Raw genomic sequence first — 25,763 nt, forward strand, 5'->3', positions numbered from 1 at the left:
ATACCGACACGTCGAAACTGAACGGCGTCTTTTGCAGCACGCGGTCGTCGGGACCGAGCGGATACGCCTTCTGCATCCAGTCCAGCCGATTGACCAATGCCTCGTGCTCGTTGAGAACGCACTTCGGCTCCCCAGTGGAGCCGGAGGTATAGATGGCGTACGCCAGATTGCGTGCGCCAAGCCCGCGTTCGCGCGCCTCCGGATTGCGCACCGGCATCTCGGCCAGCGACGCCAGGGTCGGTTCCGCATCCAGCGCCAGCACGGTCGCGCCTTCATCGAGCAGCGGCCGTTCCAGGTCGCCGGTGGTCACCACGATGCGGGCGCCGGAGTCGCGCACCATGTACGCGGTACGCGCCGGCGGATGTTCCGGATCGAGCGGCAGATACGCTCCCCCGGCCTTCAGCACCGCCAGGATCGCGACCACCAGATCGATCGAACGGTGCATGCGCAGCCCGACCCGGTCGTCGGGCGCCACGCCCAGGCCGATCAGTGCATGCGCGAGCTGGTTGGCACGCATGTTCAACGCTGCGTAGGTCAGCGTGGTATCGCCGGCCTCCAAGGCCACCGCGTCCGGCGTGAGCGCCGCCTGCACCTCGAACAGCGTGTGCACGCAGGTCTCGCGCGGGAACGGCGCGTCCGTCTCGTTCCACACCGCAAACTGGGCGCGCTCGGCATCGGTCGGCAGATCGAACCTGCAGTCGGCCGCGCGTTCGGGCAGGGACATCTGGTCGAGGACCCGCGCCAGGTGCTCGGCGGTGCGCCGCACCGCCATATCGCAGAAGCGCTCGCCGCGATAGCCGAACTTCACCCGCAGCGTGCGTCCGAGTCCGGCGGTGAGGGTCAGCGCATAGCTGGTCGCTTCGCTGTTGCCCGGCCGTTCGATTTCCAGCGTGGTGCTCGCGGACGTGCCGGCATCGTCGGCCAGGGCATCCATCGGGTAGTTCTCGAACACCAGCAGACTGTCGAACAAGGCGGTACCCGCGCGTACCCCGGACTGCCGCTGGATCTCGCTCAGGGCCAGATAGCCGAACTCGCTCCCCTGCTGGAAATCCGCATGCAGGGCGGAAAGCGCCGCGGCAAGACCGCTGTCGTTGCCGAACGACACCTTGACCGGAATGCTGTTGATGAACAGGCCGACCATGTCCTCGATGCCCGCCACCTGTCCGGCGCGGCCGGAAATGGTGGCGCCGAACACGACGTCCGCCTCACCGCTGTAGCGGTGCAGCAGATACGCCCAGGCCCACTGCAGCAAGGTGTTGACCGTGGTTCGGTGGGCCTGGGCGAAGGCGAGCAGCACCTGGGTCTGCGCTTCGGACAGCTCCAGCCAGTGCTCGCGCTGCCCGGCCAGCGGGACGCGAGGACGGGCCATCGGCAACGGCGTCGGCGCAGTGACGTCCCGCAACAGGCGCCGCCAGTACTCGCGCGCGGCCGCGGCATCGCGCGCCTGCAGCCAGGCGATGTAGTGCTCGTAGGGCGGGACGGCCGGTAGCTGTGGCGCGCGCACCTCCAGGGCGGCGCGATACAGCTCGATCACGTCGCGGTAGACCAGCGGCAGGCACCAGCCGTCCAGCAGGATGTGGTGCAACGACCACAGCAGCTGGTAGCGCTGCGCCCCCAGGTGGAACACGGCCACGCGCATCAACGGCGGCTGGGCGAAGTCGAAGCCACGCTGCCGATCCTGCTGGCGGAACGCCTCGAAACGCCGCGCCTGTTCGGCATCGTCGAAAACGGACCAGTCCTCTTCCTGCCACTCCAGCGGCGCCTGTTCCAGCACCAATTGCTGCAAGTCTGCAGCATCGCCGACGAAGGCGGTACGGAACACGTCGTGCCGCGCCACCACCGCATGCCATGCCTGGCGGAATGCCGCAAGATCCAGGTCGCCGCGCAGGACCGGGTAGTTCTGGATGACGTAGGCCGACCGGTCGAGCAGGGTCTCGTACAACAGACCCGCCTGCATCGGCGTGGCCGGATACAGCCGTTGCAGCCGCGGATAGCGGTGCTGCCAGCGATCCAGTTCCGCCTGGCCGACCCGCGCCAGCGGGAAGTCGGACGGGGTGAAGCCGGCACCGTGCGCGTGTCGGCAGTGCGCCACGATCTCGCGCAACGCCCCCTCGATAGCATCGGCCAGGGCGCGCATGCTGGCCGCTTCGTAGCGATCGCTGCCGTAGGACAGCGTGAACTGCAGTCGCCCGCCGAACGTCTTGCCGCTGAGCGACAACAAGGCCGCGCGTTGGCGACGCAGGCTCGTTTGCGGGCCGATCGATTCCAGCGCCGGCTGAAACGCGGTGTCATCGTTCAACACCTGGTCGAACTGACCCAGATAGTTGAACAGCAGGCCGTCGTGTTCATCGTGCGCGGCGGCGATGAGGTCCGGATCGCGAAGCAGGTAGCGCAGCACACCGTAGCCGATGCCGCGGCGCGGCACGCTGCGATACTGCTCCTTGACCGCCTTGATCACATCGCCCAGCGCCTGGCCGTCGCTGCTCAGGCGCAGCGGATACAGGCTGGTGAACCAGCCCACGGTCTGGGTCAGGTCCATGTCCTCGTCCAGCGCCTCGCGGCCGTGCCCTTCCAGGCGGATGCGCAACGCGGTCTGGCCGCACCAGCGGCGCACGCCGAGGTACACCGCAGCCAGCAGCAACTCGTTGATCTGGGTCCGGTAGGCCGCATGGCACTGCTGCTGCAGCGCCCGGGTCTCCTCGGGCGACAGGCCGAACCCGATCAGGCGCGTACTGGCGTTGCTTCCTGCGCCGACGCCTGGCCGATCGACCGGCAGCCCTGGCACTGCCGCAGCGGCAGCCCAGTAGGCCTTTTCCTGCAGCAGCGCCGGATCGCACGCATATGCTTCCAGCGTCTGCCCCCAGCGCTGGAAGGAGGCGCTCTTGCGCCCGAGCTGTATGGACTGGCCACGCTGGATCTGGCTGTAGGCCAATTGCAGGTCGTCCAGCAGGATCCGCCAGGACACGCCGTCCACGACGATGTGGTGCACGGCAAGCAACAGGCGACCGCCATCGCCGGACCACGACGGGAAATACACCGCACGCAACAGCGGGCCGTCGGCGAGGTCGAAGCGGCGTTGCCAATCCGCGCATCGCGCGGAGAGCTGGGCCGCCCAGGTCGAGTCCGGCCCGTCCAGCCGCTCCAGCGCCCGGCTTTCCAGCACCATGTCCGGATGCAGCGGAACATGCCGCGCCTGCCAACCGTCGGCGTCCTCGGTGAAGCGAAGCCGCAGCGCGTCGTGGCGTGCATACAGCGCGGCAAGCACCGCATCCAGCGTCTGCAGATCAAAATCCGGCGGCGTGGTCAACAACACCGCCTGGTTGAAATGATGCCGGTCGACCGCCTCGCCCTCCAGGAACATGCGCTGCACCGGCAGCAACGGCATCTCGCCCTGCACCGCGTCCTGCGGCGCCAGCGCCTCCTCGGCACAGGCCGCAACCGTCGCCAGTTCCGCGACCGTCTGGTTCTCGAACAGCTGCCGCGTGCTCATGCGGATACCGGCCTGGTTGGCCCGCGACACCACCTGGATCGACAGGATCGAATCACCACCGATCTCGAAGAAATTGTCGTGCACGCCAACCTGGTCGACGCGCAGCACCTGCTGCCACAGTTCGACAAGCCGCGCTTCCAGTTCGGTGCGCGGCGCGACGTAGGCCTGCTGCAGTTGATAGTCGGGTACCGGCAGCTGCCGCTTGTCGACCTTGCCGTTGCGGGTGAGCGGCAGCTCCTCCATGCAGACGAAGGCGGACGGCACCATGTACTCCGGCATGCGCTGCTTAAGATAGCGGCGAAGCTCCTTGGAGAACAACGACTCGTTGACCTGTTCGTCGGCCAGCGTCCGCACCACGTAGGCCACCAGGCGGGTCGCATCCTGATCGCGGCGGGCCACCACGACCGCTTCGCGCACGGCGTCGTGCGACAGCAGGCGGGTCTCGATTTCGCCGAGCTCGATGCGGAAGCCGCGCAGCTTGACCTGGTCGTCGGCACGCCCGACGAACTGCACGTTGCCGTCCGCGCTTTGCCGGACCAGGTCGCCAGTGCGGTACAGGCGAGCGCCATCGGTCAGCGCGAAAGGATCCTCAAGGAAACGCTCGGCATCGAGTTGCGGCCGCGCATGGTAGCCGCGGCCGACGCCATCGCCACCAAGGTAGAGCTCGCCCACCGCGCCGTACGGCACGGGCCGCCGTTGGGTATCCAGCACGTACAGCGTCGTACCGGAAATCGGCGTCCCGATGGGATAGGTATCGAAACGACGTTCCACGATCTCGAACGCGGTACTGAAGGTGGTGTTTTCGGTCGGCCCGTAGACATGCACCAGGTGTCGCGGCTTGCCCGCCGCGAGCACGCGGCCAACCGCTTCCACGTCCACGCCTTCGCCACCGAACAGCAGCGTATCGAGCGCAGCGAAGCCGCCTGGCGCAACCAGCGACATCTGGTTGAAGATGGCCGTGGTCACGAACAGCGTCGCCACCCTGGCCTCGTGCAGGGTGGTGGCCAACGCCGCCGGATTGAGCAGGGTGTCCTTGCCGATGCCATGCAGGTGCATGCCGTTGGCCAGCGCTCCCCATATCTCGAACGTCGCCGCATCGAAGGAGCTGTTGGACGCTTGCGCCATCACCTGGCCTTCGGCCAGGACGACGTAGTTCGGCCGATGCACCAGCCGCACCACGTTGCGGTGTTCGATCAGTGTCCCCTTCGGCGTACCGGTGGAACCGGAGGTATAGATGGCATAGGCCAGCGATTGCGCGCCGGCCGCCGGTACCGGATCGGTCTGCGCGCAATCGCCGAGCAGGGCCTCCCGCAATGTGGCGTCAAGCGGCAGCACGAGGCGCTCGTCGAACACGTCCAGTGCATGCAGCAGGTCGCTGGAGGTCAAGACGATCTCGGCGCCCGCATCCTCCAGCATGAAGCGCAGGCGATCTTCGGGATAATCCGGATCCAGCGGCAGGTAGGCGGCACCGGCCTTGAGAATGCCGAGCATGCCGATCAGCATCTCCACGGAACGTTCGATGCACAGGCCGACCAGCGTATCGACCGCGACGCCGCGCTGGCGCAGGAAGTGCGCGACCCGGTTCGCCTCGCGATTCAGTTCGCCATAGGTGATGGTCTGCTCGCCGAACGTCGCGGCCACAGCCTGCGGATGGGCATGGGCGCGCGCCTCCACCAGCGCGTGCAGCGTGGCATCGCGCGGATAGTCGGCCGGGACGGCATTCCACAGCGCTCGGTCCCGATGCTCGGCATCGCCGAGTGGGTCGATCAGGTGCACGGGCTGGTCCACCAGCGCGGGCATGCGCTGCAGCACCTGGGCGAAATGACCCAGCAGGCGGTCGATCGTCGCATCGGCGAAGACTTCGGCCGGGTACGCGCACTGCAAGTGGATGCGGCTGCGCACACCGATGTTGAACGCAAGCCGGTAGCCGGTCTGCTCGCGGCGTCCGGTCGCCTCCACCTGCAGCCCGGCATCCAGCGAACGTGCCTGCATCGCCGCCTCGATCGGATAATTGCCGATCACCATCAGGCTGTCGAACAGCGCCGTGCCCGGCGCGATGCCCGATTGCCGCTGGATGTCGGCCAGCGACAGATAGCCGAAGGCATTGGCGCGTTCGAAGCGTTGCTGCAGATCCGCCAGCATCGTGCCGACGCTGTGCGGTTCGGCGAAGGACATGCGGACCGGCACGCTGTTGATGAACAAGCCGACCATCGACTCGATGCCATCGATCTCCGCCGGACGGCCGGAAATCGTGGCACCGAACACCACCTCGTCCTCGCCGCTGTAGCGGTGCAGCAGATAGCCCCAAGCCAGTTGCAGCACCGTGTTCAAGGTGACCCGTTGCCCGCGCGCGAAGGCCGAGAGGCGCTCGCTGGTGGCGGCATCGAGGGTCAGGCTGCGTTCGCGCTGACCGAAGCCGCCATCGCTGGGCAGCTTGTCGATGGCCAGCGGTGTCGGCGCCTCGATCGTGGCCAGTTGCGACTGCCAGAACGCCAGTGCCGCGTCGCGGTCCTGCCGCGACAGCCAGTCGACATAGGCCTCGTAGCGCGGCGCCGGCGGCAATTGCACCGAAGTCCCCTGCAGGCCGGCGGTATAGACCTGCATCACCTCCTTGTAGAGGATCGGCAGCGACCAGCCGTCGGACAGCATGTGATGGTGCGTCCACAGCAGGCGATAGCGCTCCTCGCCAAGACGGAACAACGCAATACGCAGCAAGGGGGCACATGCGACATCGAAACCGCGGGCACGGTCCTGTTGCCGGTAGCGCTCGAACTGCGCTTCCTGCGCCTCTGCGTCCAACTCGCGCCAGTCCTCCTCGTGCCAGGGCAGCGCGGCGGAGGCGCCGACCAGTTGCAACAGCCGCTCGCCGACCTCCACGAAGGCCGTGCGAAACACGTCGTGGCGGTCCAGCAGGGACTGCCAGGCGCCGCGGAAGCGTGACGCGTCCAGCGCGCCGCGCAGGATCGGGAAGGTCTGGGTGATGTAGGCTTCCGGATCCAGTCGGGTATGGAACAGCAGCCCCTGCTGCATCGGCGTTGCCGGATACAGCGCGACCATGTCGGGGAATGCAGCTTGCAGCGCATCGAGCGGTTCTTGCGAGAGCTGGGCCAGCGGCACATCCGACGGCGTCAGCGCAGGCCGCTCGCATTGCGCGCAGTGACTGGCGACCGCGTGAAATGCCGATTCGAGTGCGGCGACGATCGCCGATGCGGTCTCGGCGTCGTAGCGGTCGCGGCTGTACTCCAGGGTGAAGCGCAGTTGCCCGGCGGCCGCCACGCCTTTCAGTGTCAGCGCATGGCGGCGCAGTCGGTGCGGCCCGATGCTGTGTCCGGCAGACTCGGGCGCAGCGCGGAAGGGGCCGGCCTGCTCCGCCGTATGATCGGACTGCCCGAGATAGTTGAAGGTCAGCGCGATCGGCTGCCCCGCTTCGGCCGCACGCAACTCCGGATCCGCGGTCAGTTCGCGCAGCACCGCATAGCCGAGGCCCTGCGCCGGAACGGCACGGTACTGCTCCTTGACGGCCTTGATAATGCTGGCGACGTCGTCGGCGTCGCTCCACAGCAGCAGCGGGTACAACGTGGTGAACCAGCCGACGGTCTGGCTGGTATCCAGCTCATCCGGCAAACCGCCGCGCCCGTGTCCTTCCAGCCCGAGGCGCAAGCCGGCATGCCCGCTCCAGCGACGCATGCCCAGCAAGACGCCCGCAAGCAACAGCTCGTTCACCTGGGTGCGATAGGCGCGGTTGCCATGCTGCAGCAGGATCCGGCTCACCGCATCGGGCAACGCGAAGCCGACGTGCGCCGCGCTGCAGACGGGGCCGTGGTCGGTGCCGGCACGGTCCACCGGCAATGGCGGCAACGTCCTGCGCGCCTGCGCCAGCCAATAGCTGCGCTCGGCGGCAAGTGCATGGCTGCCGGCATGCGCGTGCACCGCCTGTGCCCATTGCTGCAGCGATACCGTCTTCGGCGGCAACACGATCTCCTCGCCGGCAGCGGCCTGGGCGTGGGCGCTGCCCAGGTCGGTCAGAAGGATTCGCCAGGAAACGCCGTCCACGACCAGGTGATGCGCGACCAGCAGCAGGCGCGCCTGGGCATCGTTATGCAGATACACCGCGCGCAGCAACGGTCCGCGGCCCAGTTCGAACGCGCCCTGCCAGTGATCGCAGCGCTCGCTCACCGCCCGCGCGAACGCCTGGGGTTCGTCAGGCAACCGCTCGATGACGCAGGCCGCCTCCAGCGTGGCGTCGTCCAGTGGCGCGTGTTCCGCCAGCCACTGCCCCTCCTGCAGGCGAAAGCGCAGGCGCAGCGCGTCATGGCGCCGATACAACGCCGCCACCATGCGATGCAGGTCGATCGGGTCCAGCGCCGCAGGCGCCTCCAGCAGCAATGCCTGGTTGTAATGGTGAGGATCCCGGTCGTTCGCTTCCAGGAACGCCCGTTGGATCGGCAACAGCGGCAACGCACCCTGCACCTCCGCCTGCGTCGCCAGCATTCCTGTCCCGTCGTTGGCGTGGTCCGCGTGCCGTGCGAGCTGGGCGATGGTCTGCGACTGGAACAATTGCCGGGTGCTGATGCCGATGCCGGCCTGGTTCGCGCGTGCCACGATCTGGATCGACAGGATGGAGTCGCCGCCGATCTCGAAGAAGTTCGCCTCGGTGCTGATCCGCTCCTGGCCCAGCACCGCTTCCCAGATCTGCGCCAGCGCCTGTTCGGTCGGCGTGCGCGGGGCGCTGTAGGCCGCTTCGCGTACCTGCGCCTGCGGCAGCGCCGCACGGTCCAGCTTGCCGTTGGCCGTCAGCGGCAGCGCCGCCAGCACCACGTACGCCGTCGGCTGCATGTAGCCCGGCAGCACCTGGCTCAGCGCCTGCTGCAGGGACTGCGTCCAATCAGCCTCTGCCGCCTCTAACGCCTCTAACGCTTCCGCTGCGTCAACCTGGTCCGCGTGCAGCGGCATCGCCGGCACCACGTAGGCCACCAGCCGTGCCTGCGCCCCCTCCCCGCTCACCACCACCGCCGCCTCGCGCACCGTCGCCTGCGCCCGCAGTTGGCTCTCGATCTCCCCCAGCTCGATCCGGTACCCGCGCAGCTTCACCTGCGCATCCAGGCGCCCCAGGTACTCCAGCGTCCCGTCGTTGCGCCAACGCACCCGATCGCCGCTGCGGTACAGCCGCTCGCCGGGTGCCCAGGCACTGGCCACGAACCGTTGCGCCGTCAGCGCCGGCTGACCATGGTAGCCACGGCCCACGCCTGCACCACCGATGTACAGCTCGCCCGCCACACCGATCGGCTGCACCTGCCCGTCCTCAGCCAGCACATGGCACTGCACGTTCGCCAACGCCCGCCCGATCACCGGCACCGCACCCTGCACCAGGCTCCATGTCGTATCCACGCAGCACTCGGTCGGCCCATACACGTTGATCGCCAGCCGCCCGCGCTGCTGCTGCCACCCCACCAGCCGCTGCCACAGCGAGGCCCCGATCGCCTCACCGCCGATCACCAGGTGCGGCAGGCAGTCCTCCAGCCCCGCCCCCAGCCACGCCTCCAGCAGCGACGGCGTGCAGTCGATCAGGTCCACCCGCTGCCCTTCCAGCACCGACCGCAGCAACACCGGATCGGTCTTGGCCGCCTCCTCCACGATCAGCAGTTCACCGCCCCACGCCAGTTGCATCAGCCCCTTCAGCGACCCATCGAACGCGTACGAGGCCGTCCACGCCCAGCACCCCTGCAGCGCTCCGTCCGCGATCCCATGCGGACCCAGGTTCAGCGCCAGGTTGCGCAGCGATCCGTGCTCGATCAGCACCCCTTTCGGACGGCCGCTGGTGCCGGAGGTGTACAGCACGTACGCCAGATCCGACGCGCCCGCCCCCTCCACCGTCGGCGGTGCGCTCGCCAGATCGCACACGTCTTCCATCCGCAGCTGCGGCAAGGCCGGCAACGCCAGCCCCGCCACCCGCTCGGCACTGGCAGCATCGGTCAGCACCAGCGCCGCGCCGCTGTCGGCCAGCACGTACTGCAGGTGCCCATCCGGGTAGGCCGGGTCCAGCGGCAGGTACGCCGCCCCGGCCTTCATCACCCCCAGGATCGCCACCGGCACCTCCAGCCCGCGCGCCAGGCACAGCGCCACCACCGTCTCGCGCCCCACCCCCTGCGCCCGCAGCCGGTGCGCCAGGGCGTTGGCGCGCGCCTCCAGTTGTCCGTAGCGCAGCACCTGCTCCCCCGCACGCACCGCCACCGCCTCCGGCGTGGCCAGCGCCTGCCGCCGCACCAGTGCCGGGTAGGTCAGGTCCTCCACCGGCTGCGCCGTGGCGTTCCAGTGCGCCAGCGTCGCCTGCGTGGCCGCATCCACCCACGGCAGCGCCTGCAGCGGCGTCTGCGGCGCCGCCGCCACTGCCTCCAGCACCGCCACGTACGCCTGGCCCAGCCGCGCGATCGTCGCCGCCTCGAACAGGCTGCGCGCATAGTTCCAGCGCAGCCGCGCCCCTTCACCGGTCTCGGTCACCGACAGCTGCAGGTCGAACTTCGCCGGCTCCTCGCCTCCCTCCAGCCCGCTCACCTCCAGCCCCGGCAGCGTCAGCGCCACCCGCGCGTTGTTGCGCATCGACAACAGCACCTGGAACAGCGGGCCGTGGCTCAGGCTGCGCACCGGCTTGAGTTCGTCCACCAGCATCTCGAACGGCACCTCCTGGTGCGTGTACGCCTCCAGGATCCGGTCGCGCCGCGCCTGCAACAGCGCCACGAACGGCGCCTGCGGCGCGATCTGCGTGCGCAGCACCAGCGTGTTCACGAAGAACCCGATCAGCGGCTCCACGTCCGGGTGCAGGCGGCCGGCGATCGGCGTGCCGATCACGATGTCCCGCTCCCCGCTCCAGCGCCACAGCACCGTCGCCAGCGCCGCCTCCAGCACCATGAACAGGCTCGCCCCGTGCGCCTGGCCCAGCGCGCCCAGCGCCGCCAGCGTCGGCGCCGGCAGCGCCACTTCCCACTGCCCGCCGTCGAAGCGCTGCTGCGCCGGACGTGCCGCATCCAGCGGCAGGCTGTGCACCACCGGCAACTGCGCCAGCTGTTCCCGCCAGTACCCCAGGTGGCCCTGCAGCGTCGCGCCCTGCAACCGCTGCCGCTGCCATGCCGCATAGTCGGCGTATTGCACCGGCAGCGCCGCCAGCGCCGCCGCCTCCCCGCGCACCTGCGCCGCGTACAGCGCGGCGAACTCCTGCACCAGCACCCCCACCGACCAGCCATCGCTGGCGATGTGGTGCATCGTGAACAGCAGCGCATGCCGCTGCGCCTGCAACTGCAGCAGCCGGCAGCGCAGCATCGGCCCGCGTTCCAGGTCGAACGGCTGCCGCGCCTCCTCTTCGCGCTGCTGCTGCAGTGCCTGGGCCTGCGCTGCCGCGTCCAGCTCGCGCAGGTCCTGTTCCAGCAGCGGCACCGTCGCTTCCACCACGATCACCTGCACCGCCTGCCCGTCCTGTTCGGCGTACACCGTGCGCAGCACTTCGTGCCGCGCCACCAGCGCCGCCAGCGCCGCGCGCAGCGCCGTCCGGTCCAGGTCCCCGTCCAGCTGCAGCGCTACCGGCATGTTGTACTGCGCACTGCCGCCTTCGAGCCGGTCGATGAACCACAGCCGTTGCTGGGCGAAGGACAGCGCCAGCGGCTGCTCGCGCGGCAGCACCGGGATCGGCGCATAGTCCTGCGCCCGCACCCCGTCCACGTAGCGGCCCAGCCCCTGCAGCGTCGGCTGCTCGAACAGCGCCCGTACCGGCACCGGCTTGCCCAGCCGCTTGCCGATCTCGCTCACGATCCGCGTGGCCAGCAGCGAGTGACCGCCCAGGGCGAAGAAGTTCGCCTCGGTGCTGATCCGCTCCTGCCCCAGCACCGCTTCCCAGATCTGCGCCAGCGCCTGTTCGGTCGGCGTGCGCGGGGCGCTGTAGGCCGCTTCGCGTACCTGCGCCTGCGGCAGCGCCGCACGGTCCAGCTTGCCGTTGGCCGTCAGCGGCAGCGCCGCCAGCACCACGTACGCCGTCGGCTGCATGTAGCCCGGCAGCACCTGGCTCAGCGCCTGCTGCAGGGACTGCGTCCAGGCCGCCTCTGCCTCCTCTAGTGCGTCCGTCTGGTCCGCGTCCAGCGGCATCGCCGGCACCACGTAGGCCACCAGCCGTGCCTGCGCCCCCTCCCCGCTCACCACCACCGCCGCCTCGCGCACCGTCGCCTGCGCCCGCAGTTGGCTCTCGATCTCCCCCAGCTCGATCCGGTACCCGCGCAGCTTCACCTGCGCATCCAGGCGCCCCAGGTACTCCAGCGTCCCGTCGTTGCGCCAGCGCACCCGGTCGCCGCTGCGGTACACCCGCTCCCCGGCCACCCACGGGCTGGGCAGGAACCGCTGCGCCGTCAGGTCCGGCTGGTTCACGTAGCCCTGGCCCACGCCGGCGCCGCCGATGTACAGCTCGCCAGCCACGCCCTGCGGCACCAGTTGCCCCTGCGCATCCACCACGTACAGCCCCGTGTTGGGCATCGGCACCCCGATCGGGATCGTGTGCGTCAACGTCTCCAGGTGCGCACTCACGTCGTACCACGCACACCCCACCACCGTCTCCGTCGGGCCGTAGTGGTTGTAGAGCTGCGCCTGCGGGTACTTGGCCTGCAACGCCCGCGCCAGCTCCACCGCGAACGCCTCGCCACCGATCACGAACACGTGCCGCGACGAGCGCGGCGCCGCATCCACCAGCCCCAGCAGCCCCTGCACGTGCGAGGGCGTCAGCCGCAGCAGCCATGCCGGCGCCGCTGCATCCTCCAGCGCCTGGGCAAGCCCCTGCAACGGATCGGACGGCGGCAGCAGCGTCACGCAGCCGCCGCTGAGCAGCGGCACGTACAGGCTCGGCACGCTCAGGTCGAACGCCACCGAGGTCGCCACCAGCGATCCGCTCAGGTGACCGGCGTAGTACCCCTCGCGCGCGAACGCGCAGTAGTCCAGCAGGCTGCCGTGGGCAATCTCCACGCCCTTGGGCGTTCCGGTGGAGCCGGAGGTGTACAGCACGTAGGCGCTGCGCTGCGCATCCTCGGCCAGCGCCGGTGCGGTGGACGGGTACGCCGACAGCCAGTCCGCGCGGTGCGCCTCGTCCATGAACAGCGTGTCCGCTCCCGCCAGCGGGAACGCACTGGCGCTGTCCAGCAGCACCAGCTGCACCTGCGCATCGTCCAGGATCTGCCGCAGCCGCGCCGGGCCCTGCTGCAGGTCCAGCGGCACGTAGGCCGCGCCGGCCTTGAGCGTGCCCAGCAGCGCCACCAGCAACGCCACCGAGCGCTCCAGCGCCACTCCTACCCGTGCGCCCGGACCGATCCCCTGCTCCTGCAACGCCTGCGCCAGCCGGTTGGACGCACGCTCCAGACCCGCGTAGTCCAGCCACTGCGTCCCGCAGCGCACCGCCACTGCCTCCGGCGTCGCCGCCGCCTGCGCCTGCACCTGCGCCACCAGCGAGCGCTCGCGATGCTGCGTCGACACCGGACCGCGACCCAGCGCCAGCAGCGCCTGCGTGGCGGCGCTGGCTTGCAGTTGTGCCTGCGCCACAGTGCACTGCGGCGTCTCGACCATCTGCCGCAGGACCAGCGCAAATGCCTGCGCCATGCGCTCGATCGACACGCGATCGAACAAGTCCTGTTTGTAGGTCCAGTTGCAGTGCAAGCCGTGTTCGGACTCGATCGCCGTCATGTCCAGATCGAAGCGGACCTGCTCGACGCCGCGCTCGATCGTCTCCAGTTCCAGTCCCGGCAAGGACAGGACACCGCCGTCGTGGTTCTGCAGCACGAACTTGATCTGGCACACCGCGTTATGCGCAAGCGTGCGTTCGGGCCGCACCGCGTCCACCAGGACATCGAACGGGAGGTCCTGATGCTCGAACGCCTGCACGGCATCGTGGCGAACCTGCTCGACGAGGTCCGCAAAGCTGAGGTCGGCGGCGGCCTTGGTGCGGAACACCAACGTATTGATGAACAGGCCGATCAGCGGCTCCAGTTCCTGCGCCGGGCGCCCGGAGACGGGCGTACCGACGACGATGTCGGCCTCGCCGCTCCAGCGCGACAGCAGCGCGGCGAAGGCCGCCTGCAGCACCATGAACAAGGTCGCCTGGCGTTGCTGCGCGAAATCGCGCAGCGCATCCAGCAGCGGGCGCTCGATGCTGTGTTGCAGCCGATGCGCGGAAAACGTCTGCTGCAGCGGATGCGGCCGATCCAGCGGCAAGGCGTGCAACGCCGGCGCTCCGGCCAAACGCGCTTGCCAATACTGCAGCGCCTGCTGCAGGGCGGCCTCGCCACGCACCGTGCGCTGCCAATAGGCAAAATCCACATATTGGATCGGCAGCGGTGGCAAGGGCGTGGCGGCGGCATCGCCGAAGCGGGTGTACAGCGCAGCGAACTCCCGCACCAGCACACCCATCGACCAGCCGTCGCTGGCGATGTGGTGCAGCGTGAACAGCACGGTATGCACCTCGTCGCCTTCGCGGATCAGGGCGCAGCGCAGCATCGGGTCGACCGCCAGGTCGAACTCGCGCGCCATGTCGTCGAGCGCCAACGCATGCACCCGCGCCTCGCGTGCCGCAGCGTCCATCGCCGACACATCCAGCTCCGCAATGGCGACGCGACCCGGCCGATCGATGATCTGCACCGGCTCCCCGTCGCGCTCGACATAGCGCGTCCGCAATACCGCATGGCGGGCCACGATGGCATCCAGCGCGTGCTGGAACGCGTCGCGGTCGAAACGGCCGCGCAGGCGCAGCGCCGCAGGCAGGTTGTAGTGAGCGCTGCCGCCCTGCAGCCGATCGATGAACCACAGACGCCGCTGCGCGAAGGAGACCGGATAGGCCTCACTGGGGGGCGCCGCCTCGATCCGTGTGGCCCGTTCCTCCTGCTGCTCCACGCGCTGCAGGAATGCCAGCAGCATCGCCCGGTGCGTCCGGATGCAATCGGCAAGCTCGGGAGTGATCGCGCCCTTCGGGGCAACGGTCTTCACCTTTCCCTCCACCAGCGACACCGCAATCCCGTTCTCGCGCAGCGTGCGCAGGAGTTCTGCAATCGTCATTTGCTCACCATTCCATTTCTTCGAGCGTTTCGTCGGTCGTGCCCGACCGCTGCTGATCCGTGTCGACGGCGTCCTGCTCCAACGCATCGAGCAATTGCGCCAGGTCGGCGATGGTCGGGTAGGCGAACAAATCGGCGACCTTGAGGCTGCGACCGAACGTGCCCTTGATCGCAGACAGCATGCGCATGCCCAACAGCGAGTGTCCGCCGACGTCGAAGAAGCGCTGATCGACGCCCACCGCGTCCACGCCCAACAGGTCGCACCAGATCTGCGCAAGCTGCACTTCGCTCGGTGTGCGCGGCGGCAGGCGTGGCGTACTCGATACGGAGACGGGCGCAGGCAATGCCGCCCGGTCCACCTTGCCGTTGGCGGTAAGCGGAAATGCCGGAAGCGATACCCACGCAGCGGGAATCATGAAGTCCGGCAGGCAGGTCCTGAGCATCGCCGCCAGTGCCTGGTGCAGCGCGGTGCCGCGTTCCGCGCTGACCACATACGCCACCAGCCGGCGCTCGCTGCCATCGCCCTGGGCCTGCACCAATGCTTCGGAAACTGCGGGATGACGGCATAGCGCCGCTTCGATCTCCGCAGGCTCGATCCGGAAGCCGCGCACCTTCACCTGGCGGTCGGCGCGTCCCACGTAGTCGAGCACGCCGTCCGCCCGCCAGCGCACCAGATCGCCGCTGCGATAGAGGCGTTGCGGCACGCCGCCGTCCAAGGCGCGCTCGACGAACCGATCGGCGGTCAGCTCGGGCAGGCCCGCATAGCCGAGCGCCAGGCCATCGCCACCGATGTAGAGTTCGCCCACCACCCCGATCGGGGCCGGCGTACCGGCGACATCGAGCACTTCCAGCACCACGTTGTCGATCGCGCGCCCGATCGGCGGCAATGCCGGCCATGCCGCCGGATCGCCATCGAGCATGTGCTCGCTGACGACATGGCTCTCGGTCGGGCCATACAGGTTCAAGACCGCGCATGCGTTGTCGGCGGCCCACCGGCGCACTGCGGGCGTGATCGCCAGGCGTTCGCCAGCCGTCTGCAGCAGGACCAGGTCCGGCAGCAGCGCCTGTTCTGCGAGCGCCGCCTCCGCGAACGGTGCCAGCATGGCCGTCGGCAGGTAGGCACGGCCGACGCGGTGGCGCCGCATGCACGCGAACAGACCGTGCGGATCCATGCGCTCGGCGTCGTCCATCAGCACCAGCTCGCTGCCGGAGAACAGGGCCAACGCCACCTCGTACAGCGACATGTCGAATCCGATCGAGGCGAATTGCAGGGTGGGCATGGCCGCAGCCAGCACGGGATGCCGCGCGGCGAGGCTGTCAAGCAGGTTGACGATGGTCCGGTGCGGCAGTTGCACGCCCTTGGGGACGCCGGTCGAGCCGGAGGTATGCATCACGAACGCCAAGGCGTCGCCGTCGACCGCCGAGGCCGGCCGGGTCTCGGCGCATGCGTCGAATGTCGCCGCATCGTCGAGCAGGGCGACGTGCAGGCCCGGCAGCGGCTGTGTGGCCAACCGCGCGGTGGTCAGACCGAAGCGGACCTCGCTGCCGCCCAGCATCTGCAGCACACGCTCCTGCGGGTAGGCAGGATCGAGCGGCAGGTAGGCGGCGCCGGACTTCAGGATGCCCAGCAGGCCGACCACATAATCGACCGAGCGCTCGACCCGCAACGCCACGGCTTCCCCGCGGCGCACGCCCGACGCCAGCAAATGATGGGCGACCCGATTCGCGCGGGCCTCCAGCGCGCCATAGCTGACCACGACATCGCCGTACACCAGCGCCGGGCGTGCCGGATCGCGATCGACCTGATCCTCGAAGCGACCATGGATGGTCGCCATGCGCGCGTAAGCACGCCGCGGCGCACGCCAAGCCGCCATCGTCGCATGCGCCGCGGGTGCGAGCAGCCACGGCGGCGGGGCGCCGGCCGCCATCGCCGGCAAGGCGCACAACACGGCGGCGAACCGTTCTGCGATCTGCGTGGCCATGCGCGGCGATACGCGCTCGGCGCGGTAGCCCAGGCGCACCCGCAGCTGCTCGCCGTCAGTCACGATCAGCGTGAGGGCATACTGGGTCTGGCGCTGGCTGGCGACGAACTGGATTTCCAGGGCGGCACGCATCGCGTCCGCTTCGACCCTGGCGTCGATCGGCAGGTTCTCGAAGACCACCAGGCTGTCGAACAGCGCGGTCCCGCCGGGCAGCGACGACTGCCGCTGGATGTCTGCCAGCGGCAGGATTCCGTGCGCGCAAGCATCCTGGAACTGCGCCTGCAGGGAGCGCAAGGCGGCGGGCAGCGGCGTGGCATCGAACGCGACGCGGACCGGCAGGGTGTTGATGAACAGGCCGACCATGTCCTCGGCACCGCGCAGTTGCGCCGGGCGGCCCGACACCGTGGCGCCGAAGACGATATCGCTGGCGCCGCTGTAGCGGTGCAGCAGATAGGCCCAGGCCCATTGCACCACGGTGTTCGGCGTGACCCGGCTGGTGGCGGCGAGCGTGTGCAGCGCCACCAGATTCTGGCCGTCGACGGTCACCACGCATTCGCGCGGGCCGGATTCCCGCTCGCCGGGGAACGGATCGGCCGGCAGCGTCGTCGCGGTATCGAGATCGGCCAAGGCGCGGTGCCAGTACGACCGCGCCAGGTCGTGGTCCTGCTGCTGCAGCCAGGCCACGTAGTGTTCGAAGGGCGGTGGCACCGCCAGCGCGGCACCGCGCCCCTCGCTGAGTGCGCGATACAGGGCGATCACGTCGCGATACACCAGTGGACTGCTCCACCCGTCCATCACGATGTGGTGGGTGGTCCACAACACCTGGTAGCGTTCGTCTCCCAGCCGGAACAGCGCCACGCGCATCAGCGGCGGTTGCGTGAAATCGAACCCGCGCTGCCGATCCTGTTCCTGGAACGCGCGGAAGCGCTCCTCCTGCACGGCGGCGGGCAGTTGCCGCCAATCCTCCTCGTGCCACGGCAGCGATGCCTGCGCCAGCAGCAACTGCTGCAACGCCCGATCCTCGCCCAGAAATGCCGTGCGGAGAATGTCGTGACGCTGCACGACCTGGTCCCAGGCCTGGTGGAAGATCCCGGTGTCCAGCGCCCCGAGCAGCACCGGCGCGGTCTGTACGACATAGGTCCGCGGATCGAGCTGGCTCTCGAAGTGCAGGCCGGATTGCATCGGCGTCGCCGCATACAGGCCCACCAGCTGCGGGTACCGCGCCTGCCATGCGGCAAGCTGTGCCGGGACGACGTGGGCGAGTGGAAAGTCCGAGGGCGTGAGGCGCGGTTGTTCGCACCCCAGGCAGTGCGCCACGACCCGGGCCAGGCCATCGGCCAGCAACCCAGCCAGGCGCTGCATCGTCGCGTGATCGTATTGCGCCTGACTGTAGTCCAGGGCAAAGCGCAGGCACCCATCGAAAACCTTGCCGGAAAGCCCGAGCTGATGCATGCGCCGGCGCCGACCGGACACCTTCTCGCCGACGCCTTCGACCGCAGCCTGAAACACGGTGCCGGTATTGAGGACCTGGTCGAACTGGCCGAGATAGTTGAACTCGAGTTCGGGCTCGCCTGCCGCCGCTGCCGCGGCAACCAGTTCGGCGTCCGCGCTCAGATAGCGGAGGACGCCGTAGCCGATGCCATGCTGCGGGACTGCCCGGTAGCGCTCCTTCACGGCCACGATGGCGGCGCCGACCTCCTCGTCGTCGACGCCCAGGGTCAGAGGATAGACGCTGGTGAAATAGCCGACCGTCTCGGTGACATCCAGTTGCGGGAGCACCGCTTCGCGCCCATGCCCTTCCAGGCGGAGACGCAGGTCGCGGTGCCCGGTCCAGGCCCTCATGCCCAGATAGACGCCGGCCAACAGCAGCTCGTTGATCGTGGTGCGGTAAGCCCTGTTGCAGTGATGCAGCAGCGCACGCGTCTGCTCGGCGTCCAGCGTGATCGGCACCACAGCGGTGGTGGCGATCTCGCCAAGCCCCTCGATCCGCCGGTCCACCGGCAACGGCGGCACCTCGACAGCATGCTGGGCGAGCCAGAACCCGCGTTCGCGCTGCAGTACCTGGCTGCCGGCATACACGGCAAGCGCATCGCCCCATTGCTGGAACGAGGTGGTCTTTGCACCCAGCGCGATCGCTTCGCCGCGCATGTGCTGGGCATAGGCCTGTTCCAAGTCGGCCAGCAGGATGCGCCACGACACGCCGTCCACGACCGCGTGGTGCACGAGCAGCAACAGGCGGCCGCCACCCTGGGCTCCCGCAGGCGGCCTGAAGTGCACGGCGCGCAGCAAGGGCCCGGTCGCCAGGTCGAAGCGACGCTGCCAGTCGGTACACCGTTCAAGCAACTGCGCTTCGCCGTCCGGGCGAATGTCCGGAAGCATCTCGACCACGCAGCTGGCCTGCACCATGGCCGCGTCGAGCGGTTGATGGAACGCGTGCCATCCGTCGGCGTCGGCGACAAAACGCAGGCGCAACGCGTCATGGCGGCGATACAGCGCATCCACCACGGGAACCAGCGCCGCGGCGTCGAAATCCGCCGGTGTCTGCAGCAGCACCGCCTGGTTGTAGTGATGCGGGTCGCGCGATTCGGCGCCGAAGAACAGCCGGTGGATCGGCAGCAACGTCAGCGCTCCGTGCACCGCGTCCTGCGGTGCGGCAGACCCGACCGCATCCGCGGCCAGGCGCGCCAACGCCGCGATGGTCTGTCCCTCGAACAACTGTTTGGTGGTGAGCGCAATCCCCGCCTGTGCGGCACGCGACACCACCTGGATCGACAGGATCGAGTCGCCGCCGATCTCGAAGAAGTTGTCGAGCACGCCGATCCGCTCCAGGCGCAGCACCTCTTGCCAGATCTGCGCAAGGCGCGCCTCCACCGGCGTGCGCGGCGCCACGTACAGTTGCATCGGCTGTCGGCCAGGCGCGGGCAAGGCCAGCCTGTCGACCTTGCCGTTGCGGGTCAACGGAATGGCGTCGACCTTCATCAGCGAGGACGGCACCATGTAGTCGGGAAGGCTGGCCTTCAGTGCATCGTGCAGTTCGCGCAGCACGCTGGCGTCCTCGCGGCCGCTGGCACCCTCGGCGCAGACCACATAGGCCACCAGCCGCGCGACGTTGTCGTCTTCCCGGACCAGCACGACCGCCTCGCTCACCAGCGCATGCGCCAGCAGCCTGGCCTGCACCTCCGCCGGCTCGATGCGGAAGCCGCGGACCTTGACCTGGTCGTCGGCGCGGCCGAGGAACTGCAACTGGCCATCGGCCCGCCAACGCGCCAGATCCCCGGTGCGGTACAGCCGCATCGCCTGCCCCGGCAGCGTCACGAACCGCTCCGCGGTCAGCCCAGGCGCTCCCAGATAGCCACGCGCCAGCCCTGCCCCGCCCAGGTACAGTTCCCCGCTCACCCCGATCGGCTGCGGCTGGCCCGCCGCATTGAGCACCCGCAGCGCCACGTTCGGCAGCGCCCGGCCCAGCGTCATCGCCTCGCCATCCACCACCTGCGCGTGCGTCGCCGCCACCGTCGCCTCGGTCGGACCATACGAGTTCACCACCCGGCACCGCCGCGACCATGCCCACGCCAGCGCGTCGTCGCAGCGCTCGCCGGCCACGATCAGCAGTTCCAGCGCATAGTCGCGCGCCAGCGGCAGCTGCTGCAGCAACGCCGGCGGGATCGCCGCATGCGTGATCCGTGACGCCGTCAGCCGCTCCGCCAGCAGCTCCACCGAGCGGCGCTCGTCTTCGTGACACAGGTGCAGGCTCGCACCGCTGGCCAAGGCCATCAGCCATTCGAACACCGCCCCGTCGAACGACGCCGACGCGAAGCCCAGCACCCGGCTGTGCGCCGTCAGCCCCAGCGCCTGCTGTTGGTATGCGGCCAGGTTGATCAGGCCGCGATGTTCCAGCAGCACGCCCTTGGGCGTACCGGTCGAGCCGGAGGTGAAGATCGCATAGGCCAGCCGATCCGGCGTCACCCCCACCTCCGCCACCGGCAGATCGCTGTCCGGCTTGCCGGACAGCAGCAGCGCTCGCAGCGGCGCATCCAGCGGCAGCACGGTGTACTCGGCCAGGAACGGCAGCGCTTCCAGCACCGCCTGCTGCGACAGCACGTGCGCCACGCCCGCCTCGCCCAGCATCGCCTGCAGCCGCTCGTGCGGATAGGTCGGGTCCAGCGGCAGGTAGCCGGCACCGGCCTTGAGGATGCCCAGTACGCCGATCGCCAGGTCCAGCGAGCGCTCCACGCACAGGCCCACCAGCTGATCCGGGCCCACGCCCTGCGCGCGCAGGTAGTGCGCCACCCGGTTGGCCGCCGCGTTGAGCGTGCCGTAGTCCAGGTGATCTTCGCCGAAGGCCACCGCCAGCGCCTCCGGCCGGGCCCGCGCATGGGCTTCCACCAGTTCGTGCGCGCACAGCGCCGGCAGCGGTGCCGGCCGCGGCGCCGACCACTGCGCCAGCGTCCGCGCCTCGTCCTCGGGCAGCAGCGGCAGCGACAGCACCGGCACCTGCGGATCGCGCGCCACCGCCGACAGCAGCACCAGAAAGCTGTCGGCCAGGCGCTCGATGGTGCTGGCGTCGAACAGGGCAGACGCGTAAACCCAGCGCAACTGCAAGGCGCCGTCGATTTCGCCTGCATGCAGCTCGATGTCATGCCGTGCCACAGCGGCCGAGCGCGCCGCATCGTGGATTTCCAGGCCCGGAAGCGACAGCGTCTGCGCCTGCAGGTTGTGCAGGGTCAGGCTGATCTGCGCCAGTGGCGGATGGCTCAGGCTGCGCACGGGAGACAGCGCGTCGACCAGCATGTCGAACGGCACCATCTGGTGCGCGAACGCATCGAGCGTGCTCTGCCGCACCTGTTCCAGCAACGCGGCGAAACTGGGGTTGCCCGCCAGGTCCGTGCGCAATACCAGACTATCGATGAAGAAGCCGATCAACGGCTCCAGTTCGCGCCGCGAACGGCCAGCCGACGGCGAGGCGATGACCACGTCCTCGTCGCCGCTCCAGCGCGACAGCAGCACCGCGAACGCGGCGCGCAGCAGCATGAACAGGCTCGCCTGATGCTGGGCCGCCAGCGCGTGCAGGCCGGCACACGCCGCCGCGTCCAGGCGCCGCTCCACCACCGCACCCGTGTAGTCCTGCTGCGGCGGACGCGGCCGATCCAGTGGCAGTCGATGCAGGCTTGGAATACCTGCCAGTTGCTGCTGCCAGTACGCCAGGTGCGGCTCCAATGCCTGGCTGTCCAGGGTCCGCCGCTGCCAATGGACGAAATCGCCGTACTGCAGCGGCAAGGGCGGCAGCGGATCGTCAGCCCCCATGCGGAAGGCGGCGTACAGCGCCACGAATTCCTTCACCAGCAAGCCCGTCGACCAGCCATCTGACGCGATGTGATGCATGCCGAGCACCACCACGCAATCGCGCTCGGCCAGCGCGATCAGCGTGCAGCGCAGCATCAGGTCGCGCGCCAGATCGAACGGTGCGGCGATCGCGCCATCGATGGCCTCGGTCAGTTGCCGCGCCTGCTCGGCAGGTGCCAGGCCGGACAGATCCAGCCGCCGCAACGGCACCGGGGATGCGGGCTGGACCTGCTGCACGGCCTGCCCATCGTGTGCGGAAAAACAGGTGCGCAGCACTTCATGCCGGACCACGATGGCATCCAGCGCCCGCTGCAGCGCGGCCTGGTCCAGGTCGCCCAGCAGCCGCAGCGACGAGCCGATGTGGTACTGGCGGCTACCGCTGCCCAGTTGATCGATGAACCAGAGGCGCTGCTGCGCATAGGACAAGGGGAATGGCCCCTCGTGCGGGGTCGGTGCGATGTCGCAGTGCGGCTGCGCCGGCTGCGAAGCGACCGCCACGGCCAGCGAGCGCACCGTCGGGTGCTCGAACACCTTGCGCACCGGCACACGCGCGTGCAGTCGCTCGGCGATCTCGCTGACCAGCCGGGTCGCCAACAGGGAATTGCCGCCGAGCCGGAAGAAATGGTCATCGATGCCGATGGCGTCCAACCGCAGCACCTTCTGCCAGATCTCCACCAGCGTGCGCTCGGTGGCGTCGCGCGGCGCGGCATAGGCTTCCTTCTGGAAGTCGCCGGGCTCGGGCGCGGGCAGAGCCGCGCGGTCCAGCTTGTGGTTGGCCGTCAATGGCAGCCCGTCCATCAGTACATACGCTGCCGGCTGCATGTATTCGGGAAGCCGTTCCTGCACCCACGCGCGCAAGGCGGCAATGCGCTGGAACCGCCAGCGTTCGATCTCGGTTTCGTCCTGCTCCGTCGCGAGGATGCTGTCGCGCGGGACGACATAGGCGACCAGCCGCTTGTTGGCGTCGCCATCCTCCCGCACCGCGACGCAGGCCGCTTCCACGTCCACCTGCGCAAGCAGCTGCGCCTCGATCTCCCCCAGTTCGATCCGGAAGCCGTTGAGCTTGACCTGGTCATCGATGCGGCCGAGATACTCCAGCTCGCCGTCATGGCGCCACCGCACCAGATCGCCGCTGCGATACATCCTGCCGTCGGCGAACGGGTCCGGCACGAACTGCAGCGCCGTGAGCGCCGGACGGCGCAGATACCCCTCGGCGACGCCAGCACCGCCGATGTGCAGTTCGCCTGCCACCCCGTCGGGCACCGGCATGCCGGTGCCATCCAGGACATACAGCCGCGTGTTGCGGATCGGCCGGCCGATCGGCACCGCGTCGCCCGAAGGGATGGGGTCGCCAGGACGGTGGAAGAAGGTGCTGCAGCCTACGGTGGTCTCGGTCGGCCCGTACTCGTTGACCACGCAGGCATTGGGCAGAACCCGCGAGCGGAAGCGCTGCAAGGTGCGCGCGGTCAGTTGTTCGCCACCGACCACCAGCACATGCGCGGCCGCGGACACCGGTGTCCTTGCCAGCGCCGAGAGGGCGTCCAGATGCGCGGGCGTGAGCTTGAACAACAGCGGCTCTGGCCGCGCCGCGTGCGCCAGCAAGGCATCCAACGCCGCCGCGCCCTCTTCCTCCAGCAACAGCACCGGCTTGCCCACGCACCATGGCGCGATCAGCGAAGTGACCGTGGCGTCGAATGCGAACGGGGTCGCCACCACCCCGGCAGCGACGTCGCCTTCGAGATAGGCCGTCGCCGCATAGTCCAGATAGTGCAGCGCCGCAGCATGCGGCACCGCCACACCCTTGGGCTCGCCGCTCGAGCCTGAGGTGTAGATGACGTACGCGGTCCGCGCCGGGTCTACGTCGACCGGAGGAGCCGTCTCCGGCTGCGCATCCAGCAACGGCGCCAGCAGGTCCAGCGGGACCGCCTCGCAGTCTCCGAACGACAGCGCGCTCCACAGTTCCGACTGGGTCAGCACCAGCGCCAACTCGGCGTCCCCGACCAGATAGCGCAGGCGTTCTTCGGGCAGGCCTGGATCCAGCGGGACATACGCCGCGCCGGCCTTCAGCACGGCCAGCATGGCCACCGGCAACTGCAACGACCGTTGCAGGCAGATGCCGATGCGCCCGCCGGGAACCACGCCTTGCCCCACGAGATAGTGGGCAAGGCGGTTCGCCGCGCGATCCAGTTCGGCAAAGCTGAGCGTCTGCTCCGCGCAGCGCGCCGCGGGCGCATCGCCCAGGTGCAGGGCGTACGCGGCCACACGCTGTGCGATGTCCTGTACGCCTGCCACGCTGCCGCCATCGACGGGATTGCGGGCCTCGGTCAGCTCCCGGCATGCGGCGGCATCCAGCAGGGGCACCTGTTCGAGCCGGGCGGTCGGCGAGCGCAACGCACCGTCCAGCAGCACGCAGAAGCTGCTGGCCAACTGGTTCATGAAGGCCGGATCGAACAGGGTTCGGTTGTACGACAGTGCCAGCTGCATGCCGCTGCCGTCGTCGGCGATGTTGAACTCCAGATCGAACTGGTTGCTGTTCTCCGCCTGCTCCAGCGGCTTGGCCACCAGGCCGGGCAGTTCCACCTCGCGCGGTGCGCCACTGTGATAGGAAAACAGCAGCTGGAACAGCGGGCTGTAGCTGAGGCTTCGCTCCGGATTGAGCGCATCCACCAGCGCTTCGAACGGCACGGCCTGATGCTGGAACGCCGCCAGGACGTCGCGCCAGCTCTGCTGCAGATAGGCCAACACCTCCTGCTGCGGATCGATGCGGGTGCGCAACGCCACGGTGTTGACGAAGAACCCCACCAATGGCTCCACGTCCGGATGGGTGCGGCCCGAGACCGGCGTGCCGACCACCACGTCGCGATCGCCCCCCATCCGCGCCACCAGCAGGGCGAACATGGCATGCAGCAGCGCGAAGGCGGTGATGCCTTGCTGCTTGCACAATGCCCGCGCACGGTCGACCGTGGCCTGCGGCACCGCCAGCCGCACCATTCCCCCCTGAAAACTCTGTTGGGCCGGACGCGGCTGTCGCAACGGCAGGCTGTGGACCGGCGGCGCTCCGGTCAGCCGCGTCCGCCACCAGTCCAACTGCCCGCCCAGCGTCTCTCCTTGCAGTGTCTGGCGCTGCCAGGCGGCGTAATCGCGGTACTGGATCGACAGGGGCACCAGCGGTACGGGGCGTCCTTCATGGAAAGCGCTGTACAGGCTGCAGAAGTCCTGCAGCAGGATCGCTTTCGACCATCCGTCGGATGCGATGTGGTGGATGGCGAAGATCAACACGTGCCGCTGCGCGGAACAGCGCAGCAGCATGGCACGCAACAGCGGGGGTTCGGCCAGGTCGAAGCTGCGGCCTGCGTCCTCGCTGACGTACGCAGCGATCTCGCGCGCCTGACCGGCCTCGTCCTGTTCCTGGAGCTCCACGGTACGGATCTGCAGCGGCGATGCCGGCGCGACCTGCTGCCGGATCTCGCCATCCTCGTTGCGCATGAACCAGGTCCGCAGGACTTCATGACGGATCACGATGGCGTCCACGGCGTGCTGCAGTGCCGCCATGTCCAACGCGCCATGCAGGACGAGCTGCAGATTGATGTTGTACTGAGCGCTGCCGCCTTCCAGCTGATGGATGAACCACAGGCGCTGCTGCGCGAAGGACAGCGGCGCCGGGGCGGAAGGATCGGAAAGCCGGCCGATCGGTGCGACAGCGTCCAGTGTGGACCCGGGTTCGCTCAGGAAGCGGACCAGGTCGTCGCGATGGGAACGGATCAGTTCGACGACATCGGCATCGACGATCGGTGCATCGGAGCGCGTCTTCAGCCGCCCGTCTTCCACGTAGGCGAAGATCCCGCGGTCATTCAGGCGCCGAACGACATCCAGTATCGTCAT

General features: G+C 69.0%; 2 protein-coding genes (1 of these 2 running past the window's edge). Both read right to left on the reverse strand.

The annotated features are described in order from the left end of the window. Window positions 1-14,560: the 5' portion of a non-ribosomal peptide synthase/polyketide synthase gene (locus AC1PK7_RS14065; RefSeq protein ID WP_481098535.1), read on the reverse strand. It extends 1,232 nt beyond the left edge of the window; only the first 14,560 of its 15,792 coding nucleotides appear in the window; its start codon is at window positions 14,558-14,560; its stop codon lies beyond the left edge, outside the window. A gap of 4 nt (window positions 14,561-14,564) precedes the next feature. Further along, a complete protein-coding gene (locus AC1PK7_RS14070; RefSeq protein WP_481098536.1) occupies window positions 14,565-25,763 on the reverse strand; it encodes an amino acid adenylation domain-containing protein in 11,199 nt (3,732 codons plus the stop codon).

Source organism: Xanthomonas sp. NCPPB 3174 (genome assembly GCF_056725205.1).